Consider the following 16,438-nt stretch of genomic DNA (forward strand, 5'->3'; position numbering starts at 1 on the left):
CAGGATCCGGGCCTTGTAGGCGGCGGAGTAGGAACGCGGACGTCCCCGTTCCCGCACCTGAGGATCAGGGACCTCCGGATCCGGCTTGCTTGCTCCCACGAAGGGATGTCTCCTTCCCCACCCTCAGCACAGAGTTTCATGCCTGTTTGCTACCTCTGTCCATTTTGACAGGGAGGGAAGCGTCTCCCTGGCTAGAACCATGCTGCCCGGACCTGCACAATCCCTCTGGACAACTCGCAGGTCCACCTGATCAACTTCGAAACCCTGAACGCAGCGAGCCGAAAGACGCCCCCGCGAGCCCATGACTCTGATCACTTTGCGGCAAGCCGCCGTCCGCTTCGGCCTCTCCTTGGACGCCCTCCAGAGGATCGCGGCCGCGAATCTGCTTCCGGCGGCCAGTCAACACGGCGGCAAGCTGATCATCCCTACGGACGTGGCGCAACGGATCCACGCCCGCTCCGCCGCAGACCTACGTCACCTGCTCCCGACGGCAACCGGCGCCTCCACGATGGCCGTGTTACGCGTCGATGTGGCGAAGCGAGTCTCGAACGAAGATCGCCCGTATATCGGCTTTCACGCTGACCTGCCGCCTGCGGACCTGTTGGAGGCGCTGCGCGGATGGTGGGTGGGCAAACCGGAGAAGATAGCCCAGTCCGGCATTCTCCCGATCACGCTTGGCGGATTCGTCGTCGCCGTACTGACGGGACTGAGCGACTGGGACACCAAAGTGACCGACACTGGCGTGACCCGTCATCGATTCGACGCGAGGCTGGCCGGCTATATCAGCGACCTCGAGGCGCCCACCAACATGATCACCACTGGCACGTCCGACGACCTGCGGATCGCCGAACTCCTTCTCGGCCAACGGCTTACGTCCACGGCCGGTGGCCCGATCGCCTATTTGAGCGCTCCACCCCTCGAACATCGTTGAAGATGTGACAGGAGCACTCCAGGGAGCTTTCGCCCCGGCTCGCGGATCGTCTTCGTCGTCGATCCGGACGAGCCAGCCCACACCGCGAAGTTGGAGGACGAAATGTGCTCAGGACGCAACTGGCGTGAGGTCAAGGCCGAAGCACACCGGTTGTACCCCGAACTGGCCAACCCACAGCGGCAGGCCGCCGCCGATGCGCAACTGGATGCCTACGTCGCCGACCACCGCCCCGAGGACCTGCGCGAGTCTGTCGGTAAGACACAATCCGAGGTTGACGTGGAGAGAAGTTGCTTTCCGGTCTAGCCGTTGACAAAACTGCACCTGCTGCTGATCTCGCCAGGCGAGATGGTGGGCCTACCGTACGTGGCCCTGTAGTAATGCCTGCCAGAGGATGTTTCCTTCGCGGATGCGCATGCGATGGGTCTCGTGAACCTCGTCGGCGGCACGGTCTGTGCGGCGCAAGAAGGACTGTCCTCCCACGGCGCATAGTTCGTGGACGATCACGTCGCAGTGGCAGGTCCAGGCGAGCGTTCGCCGTCGTGAATCCTTGCAGTCTTTGAACCATGTCAGCCGCGTGTGGTTCGGCTGTGGCTCGGGAAGGTGCGGGGACAGGCAGTCGCTCATGCGGTCCGGCCGAGCGGAATGAGCGCCCATACGGTGCGCCCGCTCTCGTCGCCGTGGACGCCCCACCGAGTCGTCAGGCTCTCCACCAGGTGCAGCCCTCGTCCGCTTTGGTCTGTGTTCTCGGCTTGGCATAGGCGCGGAGTGGAGGGGCCGCCTTCGTCGTGGACGGCGAGGATGAGCAGGGTGGTGCCTGCATGGAGGGTGACGCCGAATCGGCCAGCGGCCTGGCCGCTGTGGGTGTGGCGGATGGCGTTGGTGGCGAGTTCGGAGATGACGACTTCGGCGGTGTAGGTCTCGGGGCGGTCGCCGAGGTAACTGGCGACGAATCGGCGCGCTTCGCTGATCTGGGCCTTGGTGCCAGGAAAGTTGCGACACCACCGGTGAATATCCAGGCGACTGTTCAGCATGGGGCACATCGCCGTTCCCTTGCGTTCATGCAGGTCAACGCCCTGCAATCCGCTATCGGTACTTAAAGTACTAGCGCTATACTCTGAGTACAAGCGACTTGACGTACTTGTGCCGCACAATAAGTACTGGTCAAGCGAAGACACCCCCAGCCCATCACGGTGACCCAGGAGGCGCGCATGTTCGGACTAATGGTGCGATTCACCTGCAAGGACGAGGACAGCGCTACGGCGTTCGACACCCTCGTCGGTGAGACAATCGAGGCCATCCGCCGGCACGAGCCGGGAACGATCGTGTACGCCTCACACCGAGTGGACGGTCAGCCGCTCCAGCGGATCTTCTACGAGCTGTACCGGGACCGCGACGCCTTCGACGCCCACGAGCAGACCGAGCACACCAGGCGCTTCCTGGCCGTCCGGGAAGAGCTGCTGGCCTCGGTTGAGGTCGACTGGCTGGATCTGCAGAGCGGAAAGGGCACGACGTCGTGAGCATGGAGTATCAACGGGCACTCGGACGGCGCATCGCCCAGGAACGCAAACGCCGCGGCCTGTCCCAGGCGGAGCTGGCCCGGCTGGTGGACCGGTCGGTCGCCTGGATCTCGCAGGTGGAGCGGGGCGTGCGCAAGGTCGATCGCATGTCCGTGCTGGAGAAGGTCGCCGAGACACTGGACGTACCGCTGTCGGAGCTGGCCGCCGAAGCGCCGGTGGTGGCGGCCACCACTGAGGAGATGCCGGGAGCGGCCGGGCTGCGGCTGGTGCTGTCCGGGGCACACTCGCTGCAGGCCATGTTGCAGGCCGCGCCGGCGCCGCCGGCCGACCAGCTCAAGCCGCGCGTGGATCACGCCTGGGAGCTGACGCATCAGAGCCGCTACGTCGAGCTGACGGAGCTGCTGCAGGGTCTCGTCCCGACGCTGGAGAACGCGATACGGTCCGCGCCCGCCGAGCACCAAGCCGAGTTGTTCGAACTGCTGGCCATCATCTATCAGGCGTGTTCAGCGTCGCTGGCGAAACTGGGCGAGCCAGAAGCGGCGTGGATCGCGGCGGACCGGGCCATCAACGCGGCCGAGCGCGCCGGGAACCCGTTGATGATGGCGGCCGGGATCTTCCGGCTGGGCTTCGTCTTCCTCGGAGCACGTCAGTTCGATCAGGTGGAGGAGTCGGCTCGCACCGCCGCCGAGGCACTGGGCTCACTGATCGACGCCGGCGAGGTGGGAGCGATGTCGCTGCAGGGCGGGCTCACCCTGCAGCGAGCAGTGGCCGCCGCGCAGCTCAACCAGGCAGAGACCGCCTACGAGCACCTCTCACGAGCCCGCGAGATGGCGGCGCGGGTCGGTGAGGGCCGCAACGACTACAACACCGAGTTCGGGCCGGCCAACGTGGCGCTGCACGAAGTGGCCGTGGCGGTGGAGGTCGGCGATGCCGGGCACGCGTTGCGAGCCGGGACCACGGTGGACGCCTCCACGCTGTCGACGGAACGGCGAGCGCGGCTGGCGGTGGATCTCGCCAGGGCGCATGCGCAGCGTCGCCAGGTGAACGAGGCGGTGGCGCGGCTGCTGGAGGCCGAGAGCATCACTCCGGAGCAGATCCGCAACCACCGGGTGGTGCGGCAACTCGTCTCCGACCTGCTCTCGATGCAGGATCCCGCCTCGGCTGAGCTGCGAGGGCTGGCCGATCGAGTGGGGTGTTAGGTGATTACTTGGCCCACGAGACGGCGCCAGCGGGGTTTGAGCTGGGGGTTTGGGGGGCCGCGCCCCCCAATGTCACAGCCCGAACCGCATGGCGCGAAGCGCCCGAAGCGGGAGGACCTCGCTTTTGGATTGGGGGCTTGGGGGGCGGTGCCCCCCAATCGTCACAGCCTGAGCTTCCCTGCGCGAAGCGCCTCCCTTGCGAAGACCATGCGTCTCCCCCGGACCCCCTAGGACTACTTGAGGAGCTGGCGGGCCATGACCATGCGCTGGATCTGGTTGGTGCCCTCGTAGATCTGGGTGATCTTGGCGTCGCGCATCATGCGTTCCACCGGGAAGTCCTTCGTGTAGCCGTAGCCGCCCAGCAGCTGCACCGCATCCGTAGTGATCTCCATGGCCGCGTCGGAAGCCGCGCACTTGGCCGCGCTCGACAGGAACGTGAGGTCCTTCTGCGGCTCGCCGTGCATGGCAAGCTCCGACTTCGCAGCCGCGTGGTACGTGAGCTGCCGCGCCGCCTCGAGCTTCATCGCCATGTCGGCGATCATGAACTGCAGGCCCTGGAAGTCGGCCACGGCGCGGCCGAACTGCTTGCGTTCCTTGACGTAGCCGATGGCGTAGTCGAGGGCGCCCTGGGCGATGCCGAGGGCCTGGGCGGCGATGGTGATGCGGGTGTGGTCGAGGGTGGCGAGGGCTGTTTTGAAGCCGGTGCCGGGGGCGCCGATCATGCGGGAGGCCGGGATGCGGACGTTGTCGAGGATGACCTGGCGGGTGGGCGAGCCCTTGATGCCGAGTTTCTTCTCCTTGGGGCCGAACGAGACGCCTTCGTCCGACTTCTCGACGACGAAGGCGGAGATGCCGCGCGCGCCGGCCGAGGGGTCGGTGACGGCCATCAGGGTGTAGTACTCGGAGACGCCGGCGTTGGTGATCCACATCTTGACGCCGTTGAGGACGTACGAGTCGCCGTCCGCCACCGCGCGGGTCTTCATGGCGGCGGCGTCGGAGCCCGCTTCGGGCTCGGACAGCGCGTACGAGAACATCGCCTCACCCCTGGCGACCGGCGCGAGGTAGCGGGACTTGAGCTCCTCGGAGGCGGAGAGCAGGAGCGGCACCGTGCCGAGCTTGTTGACGGCCGGGATGAGGGAGGAGGACGCGCAGGCGCGGGCCACCTCCTCGATGACGATGACCGTGGCCAGAGCGTCCGCCCCGGCTCCGCCGTACTGTTCTGGCACGTGTACGGCGTGCAGGTCAGCCGCGACGAGCGCCTTGTAGACGTCCCAGGAGAACTCCTCGGTCTCGTCGATCTCGGCGGCGTGCGGTGCGATCTTCTCGTCGGCCAGGGCGCGGACCGTCTCCCTGAGCATGTCGTGCTCTTCGGCGGGCGCGTACAGAGGGAAGCTCATGGAATAGATACTAGGACGTCCGACCATCTTGTTACCAGTCAGTACGGTTTGCGGGGAGATGCAGGTGGCACGTAGGAGGTAGCGGGGGCCGGTAGCATGCCTGCGCGATCGAAAGGAGCTCCCTCGTGCCATATCGCCTCACGGTGATCGGGACCGGATATCTGGGTGTCACCCATGCGGCCTGCATGGCTGATCTCGGGTTCGAGGTCCTGGGCCTGGACGTCGACGCGGACAAGATCAACCGGCTCAACGCGGGCGAGCTCCCCATCCACGAACCCGGCATGGAGCCCGTGCTCCGCCGCGGCCTCGACTCCGGCAGGCTCCGCTTCACCACCTCCTACGAGGAGGTCGCCGCCTTCGGCGACGTGCACTTCGTCTGCGTCGGCACCCCGCAGAAGCGCGGCGAGTACGCCGCCGATGTGACGTACGTGGACGCCGCCATCGAATCCCTCGCCCCGCTCCTCGATCGCGAGTGCCTGATCGTCGGCAAGTCCACGGTGCCCGTCGGCACGGCCGAGCGGCTCGCCGACAAGCTGGCCAGGCTCGCCCCCGCCGGCGCCGAGGCCGAGCTGGCCTGGAACCCCGAGTTCCTGCGCGAGGGCTTCGCCGTCCAGGACACCCTGCACCCCGACCGCATCGTCCTCGGCGTGCGCAGCGAGCGGGCGGAAAAGATGCTGCGCGAGGTGTACGAGCCGCTGGGCGAGGTGCCGATCGTGGTCACCGACTTCGCCACGGCCGAGCTGGTCAAGACGGCCGCCAACGCGTTCCTGGCCACCAAGATCTCCTTCATCAACGCCATGGCCGAGGTCTGCGAGGCCGCGCACGCCGACGTGGAGCTGCTGTCGGAGGCGCTGTCGTACGACGACCGCATCGGCGGCCGGTACCTCAACGCCGGGCTCGGGTTCGGCGGCGGCTGCCTGCCCAAGGACATCAGGGCGTTCATGGCGCGGGCCGGCGAGCTGGGCGCCGACCAGGCGCTGACGTTCCTGCGCGAGGTGGACGCGATCAACATGCGGCGCCGCGCCCGCATGGTGGACCTGGCCAGAGAGCTGGCCGGCGGCTCCTTCCACGGGTGCACCGTGGGCGTGCTGGGGGCGGCCTTCAAGCCGAACTCCGACGACATCCGCGACTCGCCCGCCCTCGACGTCGCCGTCACGATCGGGCATCAAGGCGGGCAGGTCACCGTGTACGACCCGATCGCCCTCGACAACGCCCGTAAGGCGCATCCGGAGCTGAACTACGGCACGTCGGCCATCGAGGCGGTTCGTGGGGCGCATGTGGTGTTGCTGCTTACGGAGTGGCAGGAGTTTCTGCAGCTCGATCCGGTGGAGCTGGGGGGTGTGGTGGCTACGCGGCGCATCGTGGACGGCAGGAACGCGCTCAACGCCGAGATGTGGCGCTCCGCCGGATGGCACTACCGCGCCCTCGGCCGTCCATGACGGCTGCTCATGACGGCTGCTCACGACGACTGCTCATGACGGCTGTTGCAGGTGGCGGACCCACTGCGTCATGAGCGGGCGGTAGCCGCGCCGCGCCCAGAAGGGCGTCGAGAGCGGGTTCGGCAGTGCGTGGTGCAGCAGCATGGTGGTCGCGCCCTGCGCCGCCGCCGCGGCGTGCGCGGCGTCCGTGAGCGCCGCGCCGACGCCGCGTCCCCGTACTGACGGCTCCACGTACATGACCCCCAGGTACGTCACCGGCGCGTCGTTCACGGCGTGCGAGATCCATCCGGAACGGCCCGGCGGCTCCACGATGACGCACCCCACGGGATGCCCCTCCGCCTCGGCCACCCAGCACCAGTTCAGCGGCAGGACCTCGCGCTCCACCGACTCCCTGAGCCGCTCGCTGGTGGATGATCGCACGGTCACCCAGCCCCACTGCGCGTCGTACGCCACCAGGCGCTCGTACATCGCCGTCACCACGTCCACGTCGTCCGGCCGGGCTCGACGGATGGCCACGCCGTCGCCGGGAGCGGCACCTGGACGGCCGTGGCGGGCGGCAGACGAAGCGTCGGGCGCGAGCCGGTCGGCGGCCGGTGACACAACGGGAGCGACCCCGCCGAAGGCCGGTGACGCGACAGGAGCGCGCCCGGCGGTAGGTGCGAGCCCGCCGACGGGAGCGAGCCCCCGGACGGCCAGCGAGGTGATGGGTGCGAAGCCGCGTACGGCCAGTGCCCGGACCGGGGCGGTGTCGCGGCTCGGCCACAGCACGCTGAGCGCCTGCCCCGGCTGCCCGCCGCGCGGCATCGCCAGCCACCGGTCGAGCAGCGCCCCCAGTGCCGCCTCAGGGTCGGGTCCGGCGGCGCGGGCGCGCAGCCGGTGGACGACCAGGGGGGACCAGCAGGCCGGCAAGGTGTCGGGGTGCAGCCGGTCCACGGCGGCCAGGCCGATGGCGTCGGCCGTTTCGAGCCACTCCTCGCCCCGCTTGGCGGTCAGCTCGTCCTGGCCGGACAGGAGGGGGTCGGCGGCGTACACGCGGGCCGCGTGCGCCTTGCTCGGGTCGTCCATGGCCGCACCCTAGCCGCCTGGATCCCCAGGAAAAAAGCTTTGCCCGCAACTCGGCCGCTTCCACCCGAAGCCATCGGACAATCGCGCCCAGCTCCACCGAAGGCACCGGCAATCGCACCCAAACGACGCGCGAAGCCACCGGCAATCGCACCCAAACGACGCGCGAAGCCACCGGCAATCGCACCTGAACGACGCGCGAAGCCACCGGACAACCGCGCCTAAATTCCGCGCGCAGCCGCCGCAAAAACCCTCGCCTACAGCTCGGCGGCCTCCGCGCGGAGCCGCTCGCCCTTGGCGTACGCCTGCTCCTTCAACTCCCCCTGAAACCGCACCATCTTCTCCCGCAACCCAGCATCAGAGGCGCCAAGAATCCGCACGGCGAGCAGCCCGGCGTTGCGAGCCCCACCAACGGCCACGGTGGCGACCGGCACCCCGGCGGGCATCTGCACGATCGACAGCAGCGAGTCCATGCCGTCGAGGTACTTCAGCGGCACCGGCACCCCGATCACAGGCAGCGGGGTGACGGAGGCGAGCATGCCGGGCAGGTGGGCGGCCCCGCCCGCGCCGGCGATGATCACCTGGATGCCCCGGCCGGCGGCCTCGCGGCCGTAGTCGATCATCTCGGTGGGCATGCGGTGCGCGGAGACCACGTCGGCCTCGAAGGGCACCCCGAACTCGGCGACCGCTTCGGCGGCGGCCTTCATGACCGGCCAGTCGGAGTCGCTGCCCATGACAATGCCGATCATGTGTACTCCCCGGTCATGAGGTAGACGGCGGCGTGGCGGGCGCGGGCGCGGACCTCGTCGAGGTTGGAGCCGAGGGCGGTCACGTGGCCGATCTTGCGCCCCGGCCGCACCTCCTTGCCGTAGAAGTGCAGCTTGATGCCGGGGTCGTGGGCCAGCACGTGCTCGTACCGCTTGAACAGGTCGGGGTCGTCGCCGCCGAGCAGGTTGGCCATGACGACGTGCTGGGCGGTCATCCTGGGCGTGCCGAGCGGCAGGTCGAGCACGGCCCTCAGGTGCTGCTCGAACTGGGAGGTGGTGGAGCCCTCGATCGTCCAGTGGCCGCTGTTGTGGGGGCGCATGGCCAGCTCGTTGACGATCATCCCGGTCTCGGTCTGGAACAGCTCCACCGCCAGCAGCCCGGTCACGCCGAGCTCGTTGGCGATCGTCAGGGCGATGCGCTGGGCCTGCGCGGACTGTTCCTGGTCGAGGCCGGACGCCGGGGCGATGACCTCGACGCAGATGCCGTCCTGCTGCACGGTCTCCACGACGGGGTAGCTCACGCCCTGCCCGTGCGGCGAGCGGGCGACGAGGACCGCGAGTTCCCGTTCGAACGGCACGAAGGCCTCGGCCATGAGTTCGACCCCGGTCGCGAAGGCCTCGGCGACGTCCTCGGGGGTGCGGCAGACCCACACGCCGCGGCCGTCGTAGCCGCCGCGTACGGCCTTCAGCACGACGGGCCAGCCGTGCTCGGCGGCGAAGCGGGCGGCGTCGTCGGCGGTGGGGACCCGGGCCCAGGCGGGGCAGGGGGCGCCGATCCTGGTCAGGCTCTCGCGCATGACGGCCTTGTCCTGGGCGTGCACGAGGGCGTCGGCGCCGGGGTGCACGACGTAGCCGTTGGCGGCCAGGGCGCGGATGTGCTCGGTGGGCACGTGCTCGTGGTCGAAGGTGATGACGTCGCAGCCCTTGGCGAACTCGCGCAGATCACCGAGATCTCGGTAGTCTCCGATGCGCGTGTCGACGATGACCCGGGCGGCGCTCTCCTCGGGGTTGTTGGCCAGCACCCGCAGCTCCACGCCGAGCGCGATGGCGGGCGGCTGCGACATCCTGGCCAGCTGGCCCGCGCCGACGATGCCGACGACCGGTCCGATGGGGCTGTAGGAACTCACGCCAGGTGAGCTTACCGGGACGGAACGACTGTTCAGAAAGCCGCCCACCCCGTGACGAGGGCTGGACGGCCGTTCCGGGTCGCCCGGCGGGCAATGCCGCCCGGCGGGCACGACCGCCCAGCGTTCGCGTGCCCTCGAACTGGTCAGCAGCGTAAACCCTTCAAAGCGGGTATGTCGGATATCAGATGAAGTTTCTGAAAGCCTATTTTCTGGGCTTTGTTCATCCCTCTGACACCCGTGCTCCAACATGGCCGGTACGCTGGGGGCGCAAGCTCGACTAGGGAAGGGACCGAGCAGAGACGTGGATTTCGCCAGGCGCCTCTACCAGCGGTTCTCGTCCCTCGTGCACGAGCTGGCCAAGTTCGGCAGCATCGGCGCCGTCGCCTTCCTCCTCGACACGGGCCTGCTCAACCTCTTCAACGTGGTCTTCGGCTTCGGCCCCCTGACCTCGAAGGTCATCGCGACGACGATCTCCACCACGTTCGCGTACGCGGGTAACAGGTTCTGGACGTTCCGGCACCGCGAGCAGAGCGGCCTGCGCCGGGAATACTTCCTGTTCTTCCTGCTCAACGGCATCGCCCTACTGTTCGGCATGCTGACGATCGGCTTCGCCACCTACACGCTCAACCTGCACGACGCGCTCAGCTTCAACATCGCCAACATCGTGGGCGTGGGGCTCGGCACGCTGTTCAGGTACTGGTCGTACAAGAAGTGGGTGTTCCTGGAGGCCACCGACCCGATCCCGGTCGAGCTGCCCGAGGGCGGCGTCAAGCAGGACCGCTGACCACCCGGTTCCTGCCCTCGTCCTCCGCCGGGCGCAGGAAGATGGCGAACGTCGCCGGGCGGCGCCGTACCAGCTCCAACCGGCCGCCGTCGGCGGCGGCCAGCGCGCGGGCCAGCGTCAGCCCGAGCCCGGTGCCTCCGCCGCCGCTGACGTTCCTGTCGAAGATCTTGGGGGCGATCTCGTCGGCGATGCCGGGGCCCTCGTCCGCGACCTCGACCACCACGTAGTTGTCGCCGCACGTGGTGGACACGGTGACGGCGCCGCCGCCGTGCCGCAGCGAGTTCTCCAGCAGCGAGGCGACCACCTGGCCGAACCCGCCCGTGGTGGCCATCGCCTTCAGCCCGCGCGTGCCTTCGAGCTGCAGCGTGCGGCCCGCGTCCCGGAAGACCGGCTCCCACTCGGTGATCTGCTGGACGAGCACCTCGTCGATCGCGACCGGCTCGGCCTGGGCGTGCCGCTGGCGGCGGGCGGCGGCCAGCAGCTCGTCGATCACGGCGGTGAGCCGCTCGGCCTGGACGATCGCCGCCTCCCCCTCCTCGCGCACCACCTCGGGCTCGGCCGCGGAGGCCACGATCTCCTCCAGGCGCATGGTGAGCCCGGTCAGCGGGGTGCGGAGCTGGTGCGAGGCGTCGGTGGCGAACTCGCGTTCGCGCGTGAGCAGGTCGGAGATGCGGGTGGCGCTGCGGTCGAGCACCTGTGCCACGCGGTCCAGCTCGGGGATGCCGTAGCGGTGCTTGCTCGGCCGCGCGTCGCCCGAGCCCAGCCGTTCGGCGATCTTCGCCAGATCCTGCAGGGGCAGCGTCAGGCGGCGTGACTGCACGACGGCCAGGCTCACGGCCACCGCCAGGGCGGCGCCGGCCAGGGCCACGATGAGCAGCAGGCGGGCCCGTACGTCCTGCTCGACCTGATCGCGGTCGCGGCTGATCCGCACGTAGACGCCGGTGTTGGTCTGGGCGTCCTCGGTCATCAGGTGACCGGACGGCGGGGGGTCGCCGACGACGGTCACCCTCAGGGGGGTTCCGCGCTCCCAGATCTGGATGAACCTGCCCGGGTACTTCTGCTCCAGTTGCTGGGGGTCGAGCGGCGTCTCCTGGACGCGGGCGTACTCCACCTCTCCCACGAGACGCTTGGCTTCCGCCCCGAGCTCCTGAGCCGCCTCATCGACGATCAGACGGCTGACGACGACGCCCAGGGGGACCCCCAGCAGCAGGACCGCGATGACCGCGACGACCAGGGTGGAGGAGAGCAGTCGGCGGCGCATCCCTACTCGCGCTCGAACCGGAAGCCGACTCCCCGGACGGTCGTGATGTAGCGCGGCTTGGCCGCGTCGTCGCCGAGCTTGCGGCGCAGCCAGGAGATGTGCATGTCGAGGGTCTTGGTGGAACCCCACCAGTTGGTGTCCCACACCTCGCGCATGATCTGCTCTCGGGTGACGACCTTGCCCGCGTCGCGGACCAGGACGCGCAGCAGGTCGAACTCCTTGGTGGTCAGATGCAGCTCCTTCTCTCCCATCCAGGCGCGCCGCGAGTCCGCGTCGATGCGCACACCCTGGACGACCGGTGTCTCGGAGGTGCCGCGGCGCAGCAGCGCCCGCACCCGGGCCAGCAGCTCTGCCAGCCGGAACGGTTTGGTCACGTAGTCGTCCGCGCCGGCGTCGAGGCCGACGACTGTGTCGACCTCGTCGACGCGGGCGGTGAGTATCAGCACAGGAGTGCCGTGGCCCTCAGCCCTTATCCGGCGGGCGACCTCAAGGCCGTCCATCTCCGGCAGCCCAAGGTCAAGAACGATCAGATCGATGCCGCCCGACAGTGCCCTCTCCAGGGCCTGCGGGCCGTCGGGGCTCACCTCGACCTGATAGCCCTCGCGGCGCAACGCACGCGCGAGTGGCTCTGAGATCGAGGTGTCATCCTCGGCGAGAAGTACGCAGGTCATGAAGCGATCGTAGGACCTTAGGCGATCGTTTCCCGGGCACAGCGCGCGGTTTGACTCGTCGTTGACCTATCCATTGACCTGGGCAAACACGGCTAAAATACGGTAGGTCGTGATTAAAGCACCGCCGTTTTCGGCCGGGAATTCATCGGACGATCATGCGGCGGCGCGTTACCCCCGCCGCGCCTCCCCGAAGTAAAGGCGTCCGGAAATGGAGAAAGGTGAGCCCCTGGCCCACCTCATCCCCTGCGTTCCCGCCCGGATCAGTCGTCGTGCGACGCCGGCTCGGCGTACCGGGCCAGGTAGAGCTGGATCCCCAGGCTGTTGATCAGCCCCAGCTCCGTCTCCAGGTAGTCGATGTGCTCTTCCTCGTCCTTCAGAATGTCCTCGAAGATGTTCGCCGAGGTGATGTCACCCTTCTCACGCATGAGCTGGATGGCCGGCCGCAGCCGCTGCACCACCGACATCTCCACTTCGAGGTCGGCCTTGAGCTGCTCCTCGACGGTCTGGCCGATGTGCAGGGTGCCCAAACGCTGATAGTTGGGCAGGCCCTCCAAGAAGAGGATGCGATCGGTGAGGCGCTCCGCGTGGCGCATCTCGTCGATCGACTCGTAGCGGGTGTGCTCGGCGAGCTTGGTGTACCCCCAGTTCTCCTGCATCTTGGCGTGCAGGAAGTACTGGTTGATCGCGGTCAGCTCCGCGGTCAGTTGTTCGTTGAGCAATTCGATGATCTGTTTGTCGCCCTGCATGGCGGGCCCCTCATCGCTATCCGGCTATGCGGTCGTCAGTTCTTCAGACCGTTTCAGGATCGCACAGATCTTCCGAACGCAACGGGCACAGTCCCCACCAGCACCGGTGGTGTCGCGGATCTGCTTGGCGCTCGTCGCCCCGGCGGCGATGCAGTCGTGGACCTCATTCTCGGTCACAGCACGACAAATGCATACGTACATCCAGGGACAGGCCTTCCGCGAGGGGGTGGGCGCCATAAGGTTAGGCACACCTAAGATAACCCACTTTGGTTAGGCTTGCCTACGTTGGGTGGGTCACAAAAGCCTGTCCCCTGCTGTCAGTGACCTCGGGAGATCCACTCCTCCAGGTGCGGAGCCTCCGCTCCGATCGCGGTCGAGTCGCCGTGCCCGGTGTGCACGACCGTCTCCGGCGGAAGCGTCAGCAGCCGCTCCCTGATCGACTCGATGATCGTCTCGAACGAGCTGTAGGACCGCCCGGTCGCGCCAGGGCCGCCCTTGAACAGGGTGTCGCCGCTGAACAGCGCGCCCAGCTCGGGCGCGTACACGCAGACGGCGCCCGGCGAGTGGCCCGGCGTGTGCAGGATCTGCAGGGCCACGCCGCCCACCACCAGCTTCTGCCCGTCGGCCAGCGGCTCGTACGCCACCTCCGGCCCGTACACCTGCTCCCACAGCACCTGGTCGTCGGGGTGCAGCCGGATCGGCGCCCCCGTCAGCGCGGCCAGGTCGCGGGCGGCGTTGATGTGGTCGTTGTGCGCGTGCGTGCAGACGACGGCCTTGACCGCGCGCCCGCCGATCCGCTCCGCGATCGGCGCCGCGTCGTGCGCGGCGTCGATCACCACGACCTCGCGCGCGTCGCCGACCAGCCAGACGTTGTTGTCGACGTCCCACGTCCCGCCGTCCAGCGAGAACGTCCCGGACGTGATGACCCGGTCGATCATTTAGAGGACCACCACCGAACGCAGCACCTCGCCCCGGTGCATCTTCCCGAACGCCTCCTCGACCTGGTCCAGCCCGATCGTCTCCGACACGAACTTGTCGAGCGGCAGCCGGTTCTGCAGGAACAGGTCGATCAGCATGGGGAAGTCGCGGCTCGGCAGGCAGTCGCCGTACCAGGAGGACTTCAGCGCGCCGCCGCGGCCGAACACGTCCAGCAGCGGCAGGTCGATGCGCATGTCGGGGGTGGGCACGCCGACCAGCACGACCGTGCCGGCCAGGTCGCGGGCGTAGAAGGCCTGCTCGTACGTCTCCGGCCGGCCGACCGCCTCGATCACCACGTCGGCGCCGTTGCCGCCGGTCAGGTCGCGGATCGCCTCCACCGGATCCGCGGAACGGGAGTTGATCGTGTGCGTGGCGCCGAACCCGCGCGCCCACTCCAGCTTGCGGTCGTCCACGTCCACCGCGATGACCTTCACGGCGCCCGCCAGCGAGGCGCCCAGGACCGCCGCGTCGCCGACGCCGCCGCAGCCGATCACCGCCACGCTGTCGCCGCGGGTGACCCCGCCGGTGTTGACCGCCGCGCCGATGCCCGCCATCACGCCGCAGCCGAGCAGGCCCGCGACCTGGGCGGGAGCGTCGGCCGACACCTTCGTGCACTGCCCGGCGGCCACCAGCGTCTTCTCCAGGAACGCGCCGATGCCGAGCGCGGGCGACAGCTCGGTGCCGTCCTTGAGCGTCATCTTCTGCTTGGCGTTGTGGGTGGCGAAGCAGTACCAGGGACGGCCGCGCAGGCAGGCGCGGCACTGGCCGCACACCGCACGCCAGTTGAGGATGACGAAGTCGCCCGGCCGCACCTCGGTGACGCCCTCGCCGACCGCCTCCACCGTGCCCGCCGCCTCGTGGCCCAGCAGGAACGGGTAGTCGTCGCTGATCCCGCCCTCCCGGTAGTGCAGGTCGGTGTGGCACACGCCGCAGGCCTGCACGTTCACCACCGCCTCGCCCGGTCCCGGGTCCGGCACGAGCACCGTCTCGAGGGAAACTTCCTGACCCTTGCCCTGGGCTACCACGCCCTGCACTTCGTACGGCATGCCAGTCATCTTGTGTCAGGAGGATGATCTCCGCAAGACATAGGGCTGCACCACGCCGAGGCCTCTCGCCGGACGGCGCCTGATCCGGTGCGCCTCGTACGGCTCACCGTCGAGCCCGCCCGCCAGCGCCTCGTCCACCAGGATCGTGCCGGGCCTGGCGATCGCGGTGAGCCGGGCGGCGAGGTTGACCGTCGTGCCGAAGACGTCGCCCATCATCGGCACCACCGGCCCGTACGCCATCCCGATGCGCAGCTCCTCCGTCTCCACCAGGTCGAGGGCGATCGCCGCGGCCTGCTCAGGGCCCTGCGCGGTGAACAGCACCTCGTCGCCCAGCGTCTTGACCAGCCGGGCGCCGTGCGTGGCCACCACGTCGGAGGCCCGCGACTCGAACCCCTCCACCAGCCCGGCCAGCTCCTTCTCGTCCAGCTCGCGGCTGCGCCTGGTGAACGACACCAGGTCCGCGAACCCCACCGCCATCGTCACCCTGGTCGGCACCAGCTCGTCGTTGCCGTCGGCGATCGCCAGCAGGCGGGTGCCCGCGGCGGCGAGCTGGGCCCGCCAGACGTGGATGAGCACGTGCTCGAAGTCGGGCATCAGCCCCTGGGCGGCGTCGAGCACCGCCGCCACGTCGTCCTCGGAGAAGTCGGGCGGCAGCATCGTGCCGATCATGATCTCGGCCTGCCACTGCGCCAGCCTGGCCGTGGTCTGGCCGAGCGCGCGGGCCATGCGGATCACCGTCTGCTCGTCGAGCAGGCCGCCGTCCAGCATGCTGCGCACCCGGCGCAGCGCGTCCACGTCCGCCTCGGTGAACGCCACGGCGTCGTCGGCCCGCTGCGCGAAGCCGAGCGCGCGCCAGATGCGCTCGGCCAGCTCCCTGGGCACCCCGCTCCTGGCGGCGACCTCCACCCGCGTGTACCGGGGCGGCAGGCCGACCAGCAGTCGCTCGATCTCCTCGGCGCTCGGGCGGCCGGGACGGGCTTCGCTCACCCGAGCGAGGCTACTTCACCGCCCGTCCACCTCGCCGTCGGAGGCGTCCTCGACGAGCCTGAACAGGTCGGTGCGCACGTCCTGGATGCGCGGGATGTCCTTCAGCACGATCTCCCCACGGTCACCGGCCGACTCGACCGTGAGCGTGCCGCAGCCGAGCAGCCGCTCGGGGAAGGTCTGGTCGGAGCTCACCGTGTTGACCTTGGTGATCGGGATCTCGTCGGTCGACTTGTTGAGCACGCCCGTGCTGATCGTGAAGCGGTGGGTGGTGAGCACGTAGCCGGTGTTCTTCCACTGCAGGTACGGCACGAACGACCAGATCGTCAGCAGGATGAGCCCGATGACGACGACCGCGATCCTGGCGTAGGACACGTACTCGAAGTCCGGGATGAAGTACAGCGCCGCGCCCGTGGCCGCGGCGATGAGGACCAACGCGATGAAGGGGACGACGAGCCGCTTCCAATGGGGATGGAAGGATCGCACGCGCCGCTCACCCTGCGTCAGATGATGGTCGGGAAGGGTCATG

At 68.8% G+C, this 16,438-nt stretch carries 19 protein-coding genes; 6 read left to right on the plus strand and 13 right to left on the minus strand.

Going from position 1 to position 16,438, the window contains the following annotated elements:
* The first annotated feature begins 301 nt into the window (after positions 1–301).
* Together ABD331_RS29745 and ABD331_RS29750 are read left to right on the plus strand one after the other, a co-directional pair.
* Entirely contained in the window at positions 302–931 is a 630-nt protein-coding gene (locus ABD331_RS29745; RefSeq protein ID WP_344481547.1) for a hypothetical protein, read from the plus strand.
* Positions 932–1,021: 90 nt separating this feature from the next.
* Entirely contained in the window at positions 1,022–1,234 is a 213-nt protein-coding gene (locus ABD331_RS29750) for a hypothetical protein (RefSeq protein ID WP_344481549.1), read from the plus strand.
* Positions 1,235–1,551: 317 nt separating this feature from the next.
* On the opposite strand, the gene ABD331_RS29755 is transcribed toward ABD331_RS29750, so the two are convergent.
* The gene (locus ABD331_RS29755; protein ID WP_344481552.1) at positions 1,552–2,010 is read right to left on the minus strand and encodes an ATP-binding protein; all 459 of its coding nucleotides are present in this window, start codon (positions 2,008–2,010) and stop codon (positions 1,552–1,554) included.
* A 129-nt stretch (positions 2,011–2,139) separates the two neighbouring features.
* Between ABD331_RS29755 and ABD331_RS29760 the strand changes: the two genes are divergently transcribed.
* Positions 2,140–2,448, plus strand: coding sequence for a putative quinol monooxygenase (locus tag ABD331_RS29760; RefSeq protein ID WP_344481554.1), 309 nt, complete (start codon positions 2,140–2,142; stop codon positions 2,446–2,448).
* Positions 2,449–2,450: 2 nt separating this feature from the next.
* Positions 2,451–3,647, plus strand: coding sequence for a helix-turn-helix domain-containing protein (locus ABD331_RS29765; RefSeq protein WP_344481556.1), 1,197 nt, complete (start codon positions 2,451–2,453; stop codon positions 3,645–3,647).
* Between the two features lie 233 nt (positions 3,648–3,880).
* On the opposite strand, the gene ABD331_RS29770 is transcribed toward ABD331_RS29765, so the two are convergent.
* Positions 3,881–5,044 carry an acyl-CoA dehydrogenase family protein gene (locus ABD331_RS29770; RefSeq protein WP_344481559.1) on the minus strand — a complete coding sequence of 388 codons (1,164 nt, stop codon included), beginning with the start codon at positions 5,042–5,044 and terminating at the stop codon, positions 3,881–3,883.
* A 125-nt stretch (positions 5,045–5,169) separates the two neighbouring features.
* Between ABD331_RS29770 and ABD331_RS29775 the strand changes: the two genes are divergently transcribed.
* Positions 5,170–6,483, plus strand: a complete 1,314-nt coding sequence (locus ABD331_RS29775; protein ID WP_344481561.1) for a UDP-glucose dehydrogenase family protein — start codon at positions 5,170–5,172, stop codon at positions 6,481–6,483.
* Between the two features lie 33 nt (positions 6,484–6,516).
* On the opposite strand, the gene ABD331_RS29780 is transcribed toward ABD331_RS29775, so the two are convergent.
* The 3 genes from ABD331_RS29780 to ABD331_RS29790 all read right to left on the minus strand — a co-directional run bounded on the left by ABD331_RS29780 (position 6,517) and on the right by ABD331_RS29790 (position 9,439).
* Complete coding sequence (locus ABD331_RS29780) at positions 6,517–7,548, minus strand: GNAT family N-acetyltransferase (RefSeq protein WP_344481563.1); 1,032 nt, start codon at positions 7,546–7,548, stop codon at positions 6,517–6,519.
* Positions 7,549–7,802: 254 nt separating this feature from the next.
* The gene (purE, locus tag ABD331_RS29785) at positions 7,803–8,294 is read right to left on the minus strand and encodes a 5-(carboxyamino)imidazole ribonucleotide mutase (protein WP_344481566.1); all 492 of its coding nucleotides are present in this window, start codon (positions 8,292–8,294) and stop codon (positions 7,803–7,805) included.
* Positions 8,291–9,439: a 5-(carboxyamino)imidazole ribonucleotide synthase gene (locus ABD331_RS29790; protein WP_344481568.1), complete on the minus strand. Its 1,149-nt coding sequence runs from the start codon at positions 9,437–9,439 to the stop codon at positions 8,291–8,293. Before ABD331_RS29790 ends, purE begins: the two co-directional genes overlap by 4 nt.
* 301 nt (positions 9,440–9,740) lie before the next feature.
* Between ABD331_RS29790 and ABD331_RS29795 the strand changes: the two genes are divergently transcribed.
* On the plus strand, positions 9,741–10,223 hold the full coding sequence (locus ABD331_RS29795; protein WP_344481570.1) for a GtrA family protein: 483 nt from the start codon (positions 9,741–9,743) through the stop codon (positions 10,221–10,223).
* On the opposite strand, the gene ABD331_RS29800 is transcribed toward ABD331_RS29795, so the two are convergent.
* The 8 genes from ABD331_RS29800 to ABD331_RS29835 all read right to left on the minus strand — a co-directional run bounded on the left by ABD331_RS29800 (position 10,207) and on the right by ABD331_RS29835 (position 16,437).
* The gene (locus tag ABD331_RS29800) at positions 10,207–11,484 is read right to left on the minus strand and encodes an ATP-binding protein (RefSeq protein ID WP_344481573.1); all 1,278 of its coding nucleotides are present in this window, start codon (positions 11,482–11,484) and stop codon (positions 10,207–10,209) included. The genes ABD331_RS29795 and ABD331_RS29800 overlap by 17 nt on opposite strands.
* 2 nt (positions 11,485–11,486) lie before the next feature.
* Complete coding sequence (locus tag ABD331_RS29805; RefSeq protein WP_043620820.1) at positions 11,487–12,155, minus strand: response regulator transcription factor; 669 nt, start codon at positions 12,153–12,155, stop codon at positions 11,487–11,489.
* A gap of 260 nt (positions 12,156–12,415) precedes the next feature.
* Complete coding sequence (gene bfr / locus ABD331_RS29810; protein ID WP_344481588.1) at positions 12,416–12,901, minus strand: bacterioferritin; 486 nt, start codon at positions 12,899–12,901, stop codon at positions 12,416–12,418.
* 24 nt (positions 12,902–12,925) lie between these two features.
* A complete protein-coding gene (locus ABD331_RS29815) occupies positions 12,926–13,138 on the minus strand; it encodes a (2Fe-2S)-binding protein (RefSeq protein WP_344481591.1) in 213 nt (70 codons plus the stop codon).
* Positions 13,139–13,218: 80 nt separating this feature from the next.
* A complete protein-coding gene (locus ABD331_RS29820) occupies positions 13,219–13,839 on the minus strand; it encodes an MBL fold metallo-hydrolase (RefSeq protein ID WP_344481594.1) in 621 nt (206 codons plus the stop codon).
* Positions 13,840–14,925, minus strand: a complete 1,086-nt coding sequence (locus ABD331_RS29825; protein WP_344481596.1) for an S-(hydroxymethyl)mycothiol dehydrogenase — start codon at positions 14,923–14,925, stop codon at positions 13,840–13,842.
* Positions 14,926–14,940: 15 nt separating this feature from the next.
* Positions 14,941–15,912 carry an adenylate/guanylate cyclase domain-containing protein gene (locus tag ABD331_RS29830; RefSeq protein WP_344481599.1) on the minus strand — a complete coding sequence of 324 codons (972 nt, stop codon included), beginning with the start codon at positions 15,910–15,912 and terminating at the stop codon, positions 14,941–14,943.
* 15 nt (positions 15,913–15,927) lie between these two features.
* Entirely contained in the window at positions 15,928–16,437 is a 510-nt protein-coding gene (locus ABD331_RS29835) for a PH domain-containing protein (RefSeq protein WP_148438526.1), read from the minus strand.
* Position 16,438 lies beyond the last annotated feature (1 nt).

This window comes from Nonomuraea monospora (assembly GCF_039531895.1).
Lineage (GTDB): Bacteria > Actinomycetota > Actinomycetes > Streptosporangiales > Streptosporangiaceae > Nonomuraea > Nonomuraea monospora.

What these genes read in the sequence shown, in the direction of transcription:
- ABD331_RS29745 (WP_344481547.1), top strand. Translation starts at nt 302, where the DNA reads ATGACTCTGATCACTTTGCGGCAAGCCGCCGTCCGCTTCGGCCTCTCC.
- ABD331_RS29760 (WP_344481554.1), top strand. Translation starts at nt 2,140, where the DNA reads ATGTTCGGACTAATGGTGCGATTCACCTGCAAGGACGAGGACAGCGCT.
- ABD331_RS29765 (WP_344481556.1), top strand. Translation starts at nt 2,451, where the DNA reads ATGGAGTATCAACGGGCACTCGGACGGCGCATCGCCCAGGAACGCAAA.
- ABD331_RS29770 (WP_344481559.1), bottom strand. Translation starts at nt 5,044, where the DNA reads ATGAGCTTCCCTCTGTACGCGCCCGCCGAAGAGCACGACATGCTCAGG.
- ABD331_RS29780 (WP_344481563.1), bottom strand. Translation starts at nt 7,548, where the DNA reads ATGGACGACCCGAGCAAGGCGCACGCGGCCCGCGTGTACGCCGCCGAC.
- purE (WP_344481566.1), bottom strand. Translation starts at nt 8,294, where the DNA reads ATGATCGGCATTGTCATGGGCAGCGACTCCGACTGGCCGGTCATGAAG.
- ABD331_RS29800 (WP_344481573.1), bottom strand. Translation starts at nt 11,484, where the DNA reads ATGCGCCGCCGACTGCTCTCCTCCACCCTGGTCGTCGCGGTCATCGCG.
- ABD331_RS29805 (WP_043620820.1), bottom strand. Translation starts at nt 12,155, where the DNA reads ATGACCTGCGTACTTCTCGCCGAGGATGACACCTCGATCTCAGAGCCA.
- bfr (WP_344481588.1), bottom strand. Translation starts at nt 12,901, where the DNA reads ATGCAGGGCGACAAACAGATCATCGAATTGCTCAACGAACAACTGACC.
- ABD331_RS29815 (WP_344481591.1), bottom strand. Translation starts at nt 13,138, where the DNA reads ATGGCGCCCACCCCCTCGCGGAAGGCCTGTCCCTGGATGTACGTATGC.
- ABD331_RS29820 (WP_344481594.1), bottom strand. Translation starts at nt 13,839, where the DNA reads ATGATCGACCGGGTCATCACGTCCGGGACGTTCTCGCTGGACGGCGGG.
- ABD331_RS29825 (WP_344481596.1), bottom strand. Translation starts at nt 14,925, where the DNA reads ATGCCGTACGAAGTGCAGGGCGTGGTAGCCCAGGGCAAGGGTCAGGAA.
- ABD331_RS29835 (WP_148438526.1), bottom strand. Translation starts at nt 16,437, where the DNA reads ATGACCCTTCCCGACCATCATCTGACGCAGGGTGAGCGGCGCGTGCGA.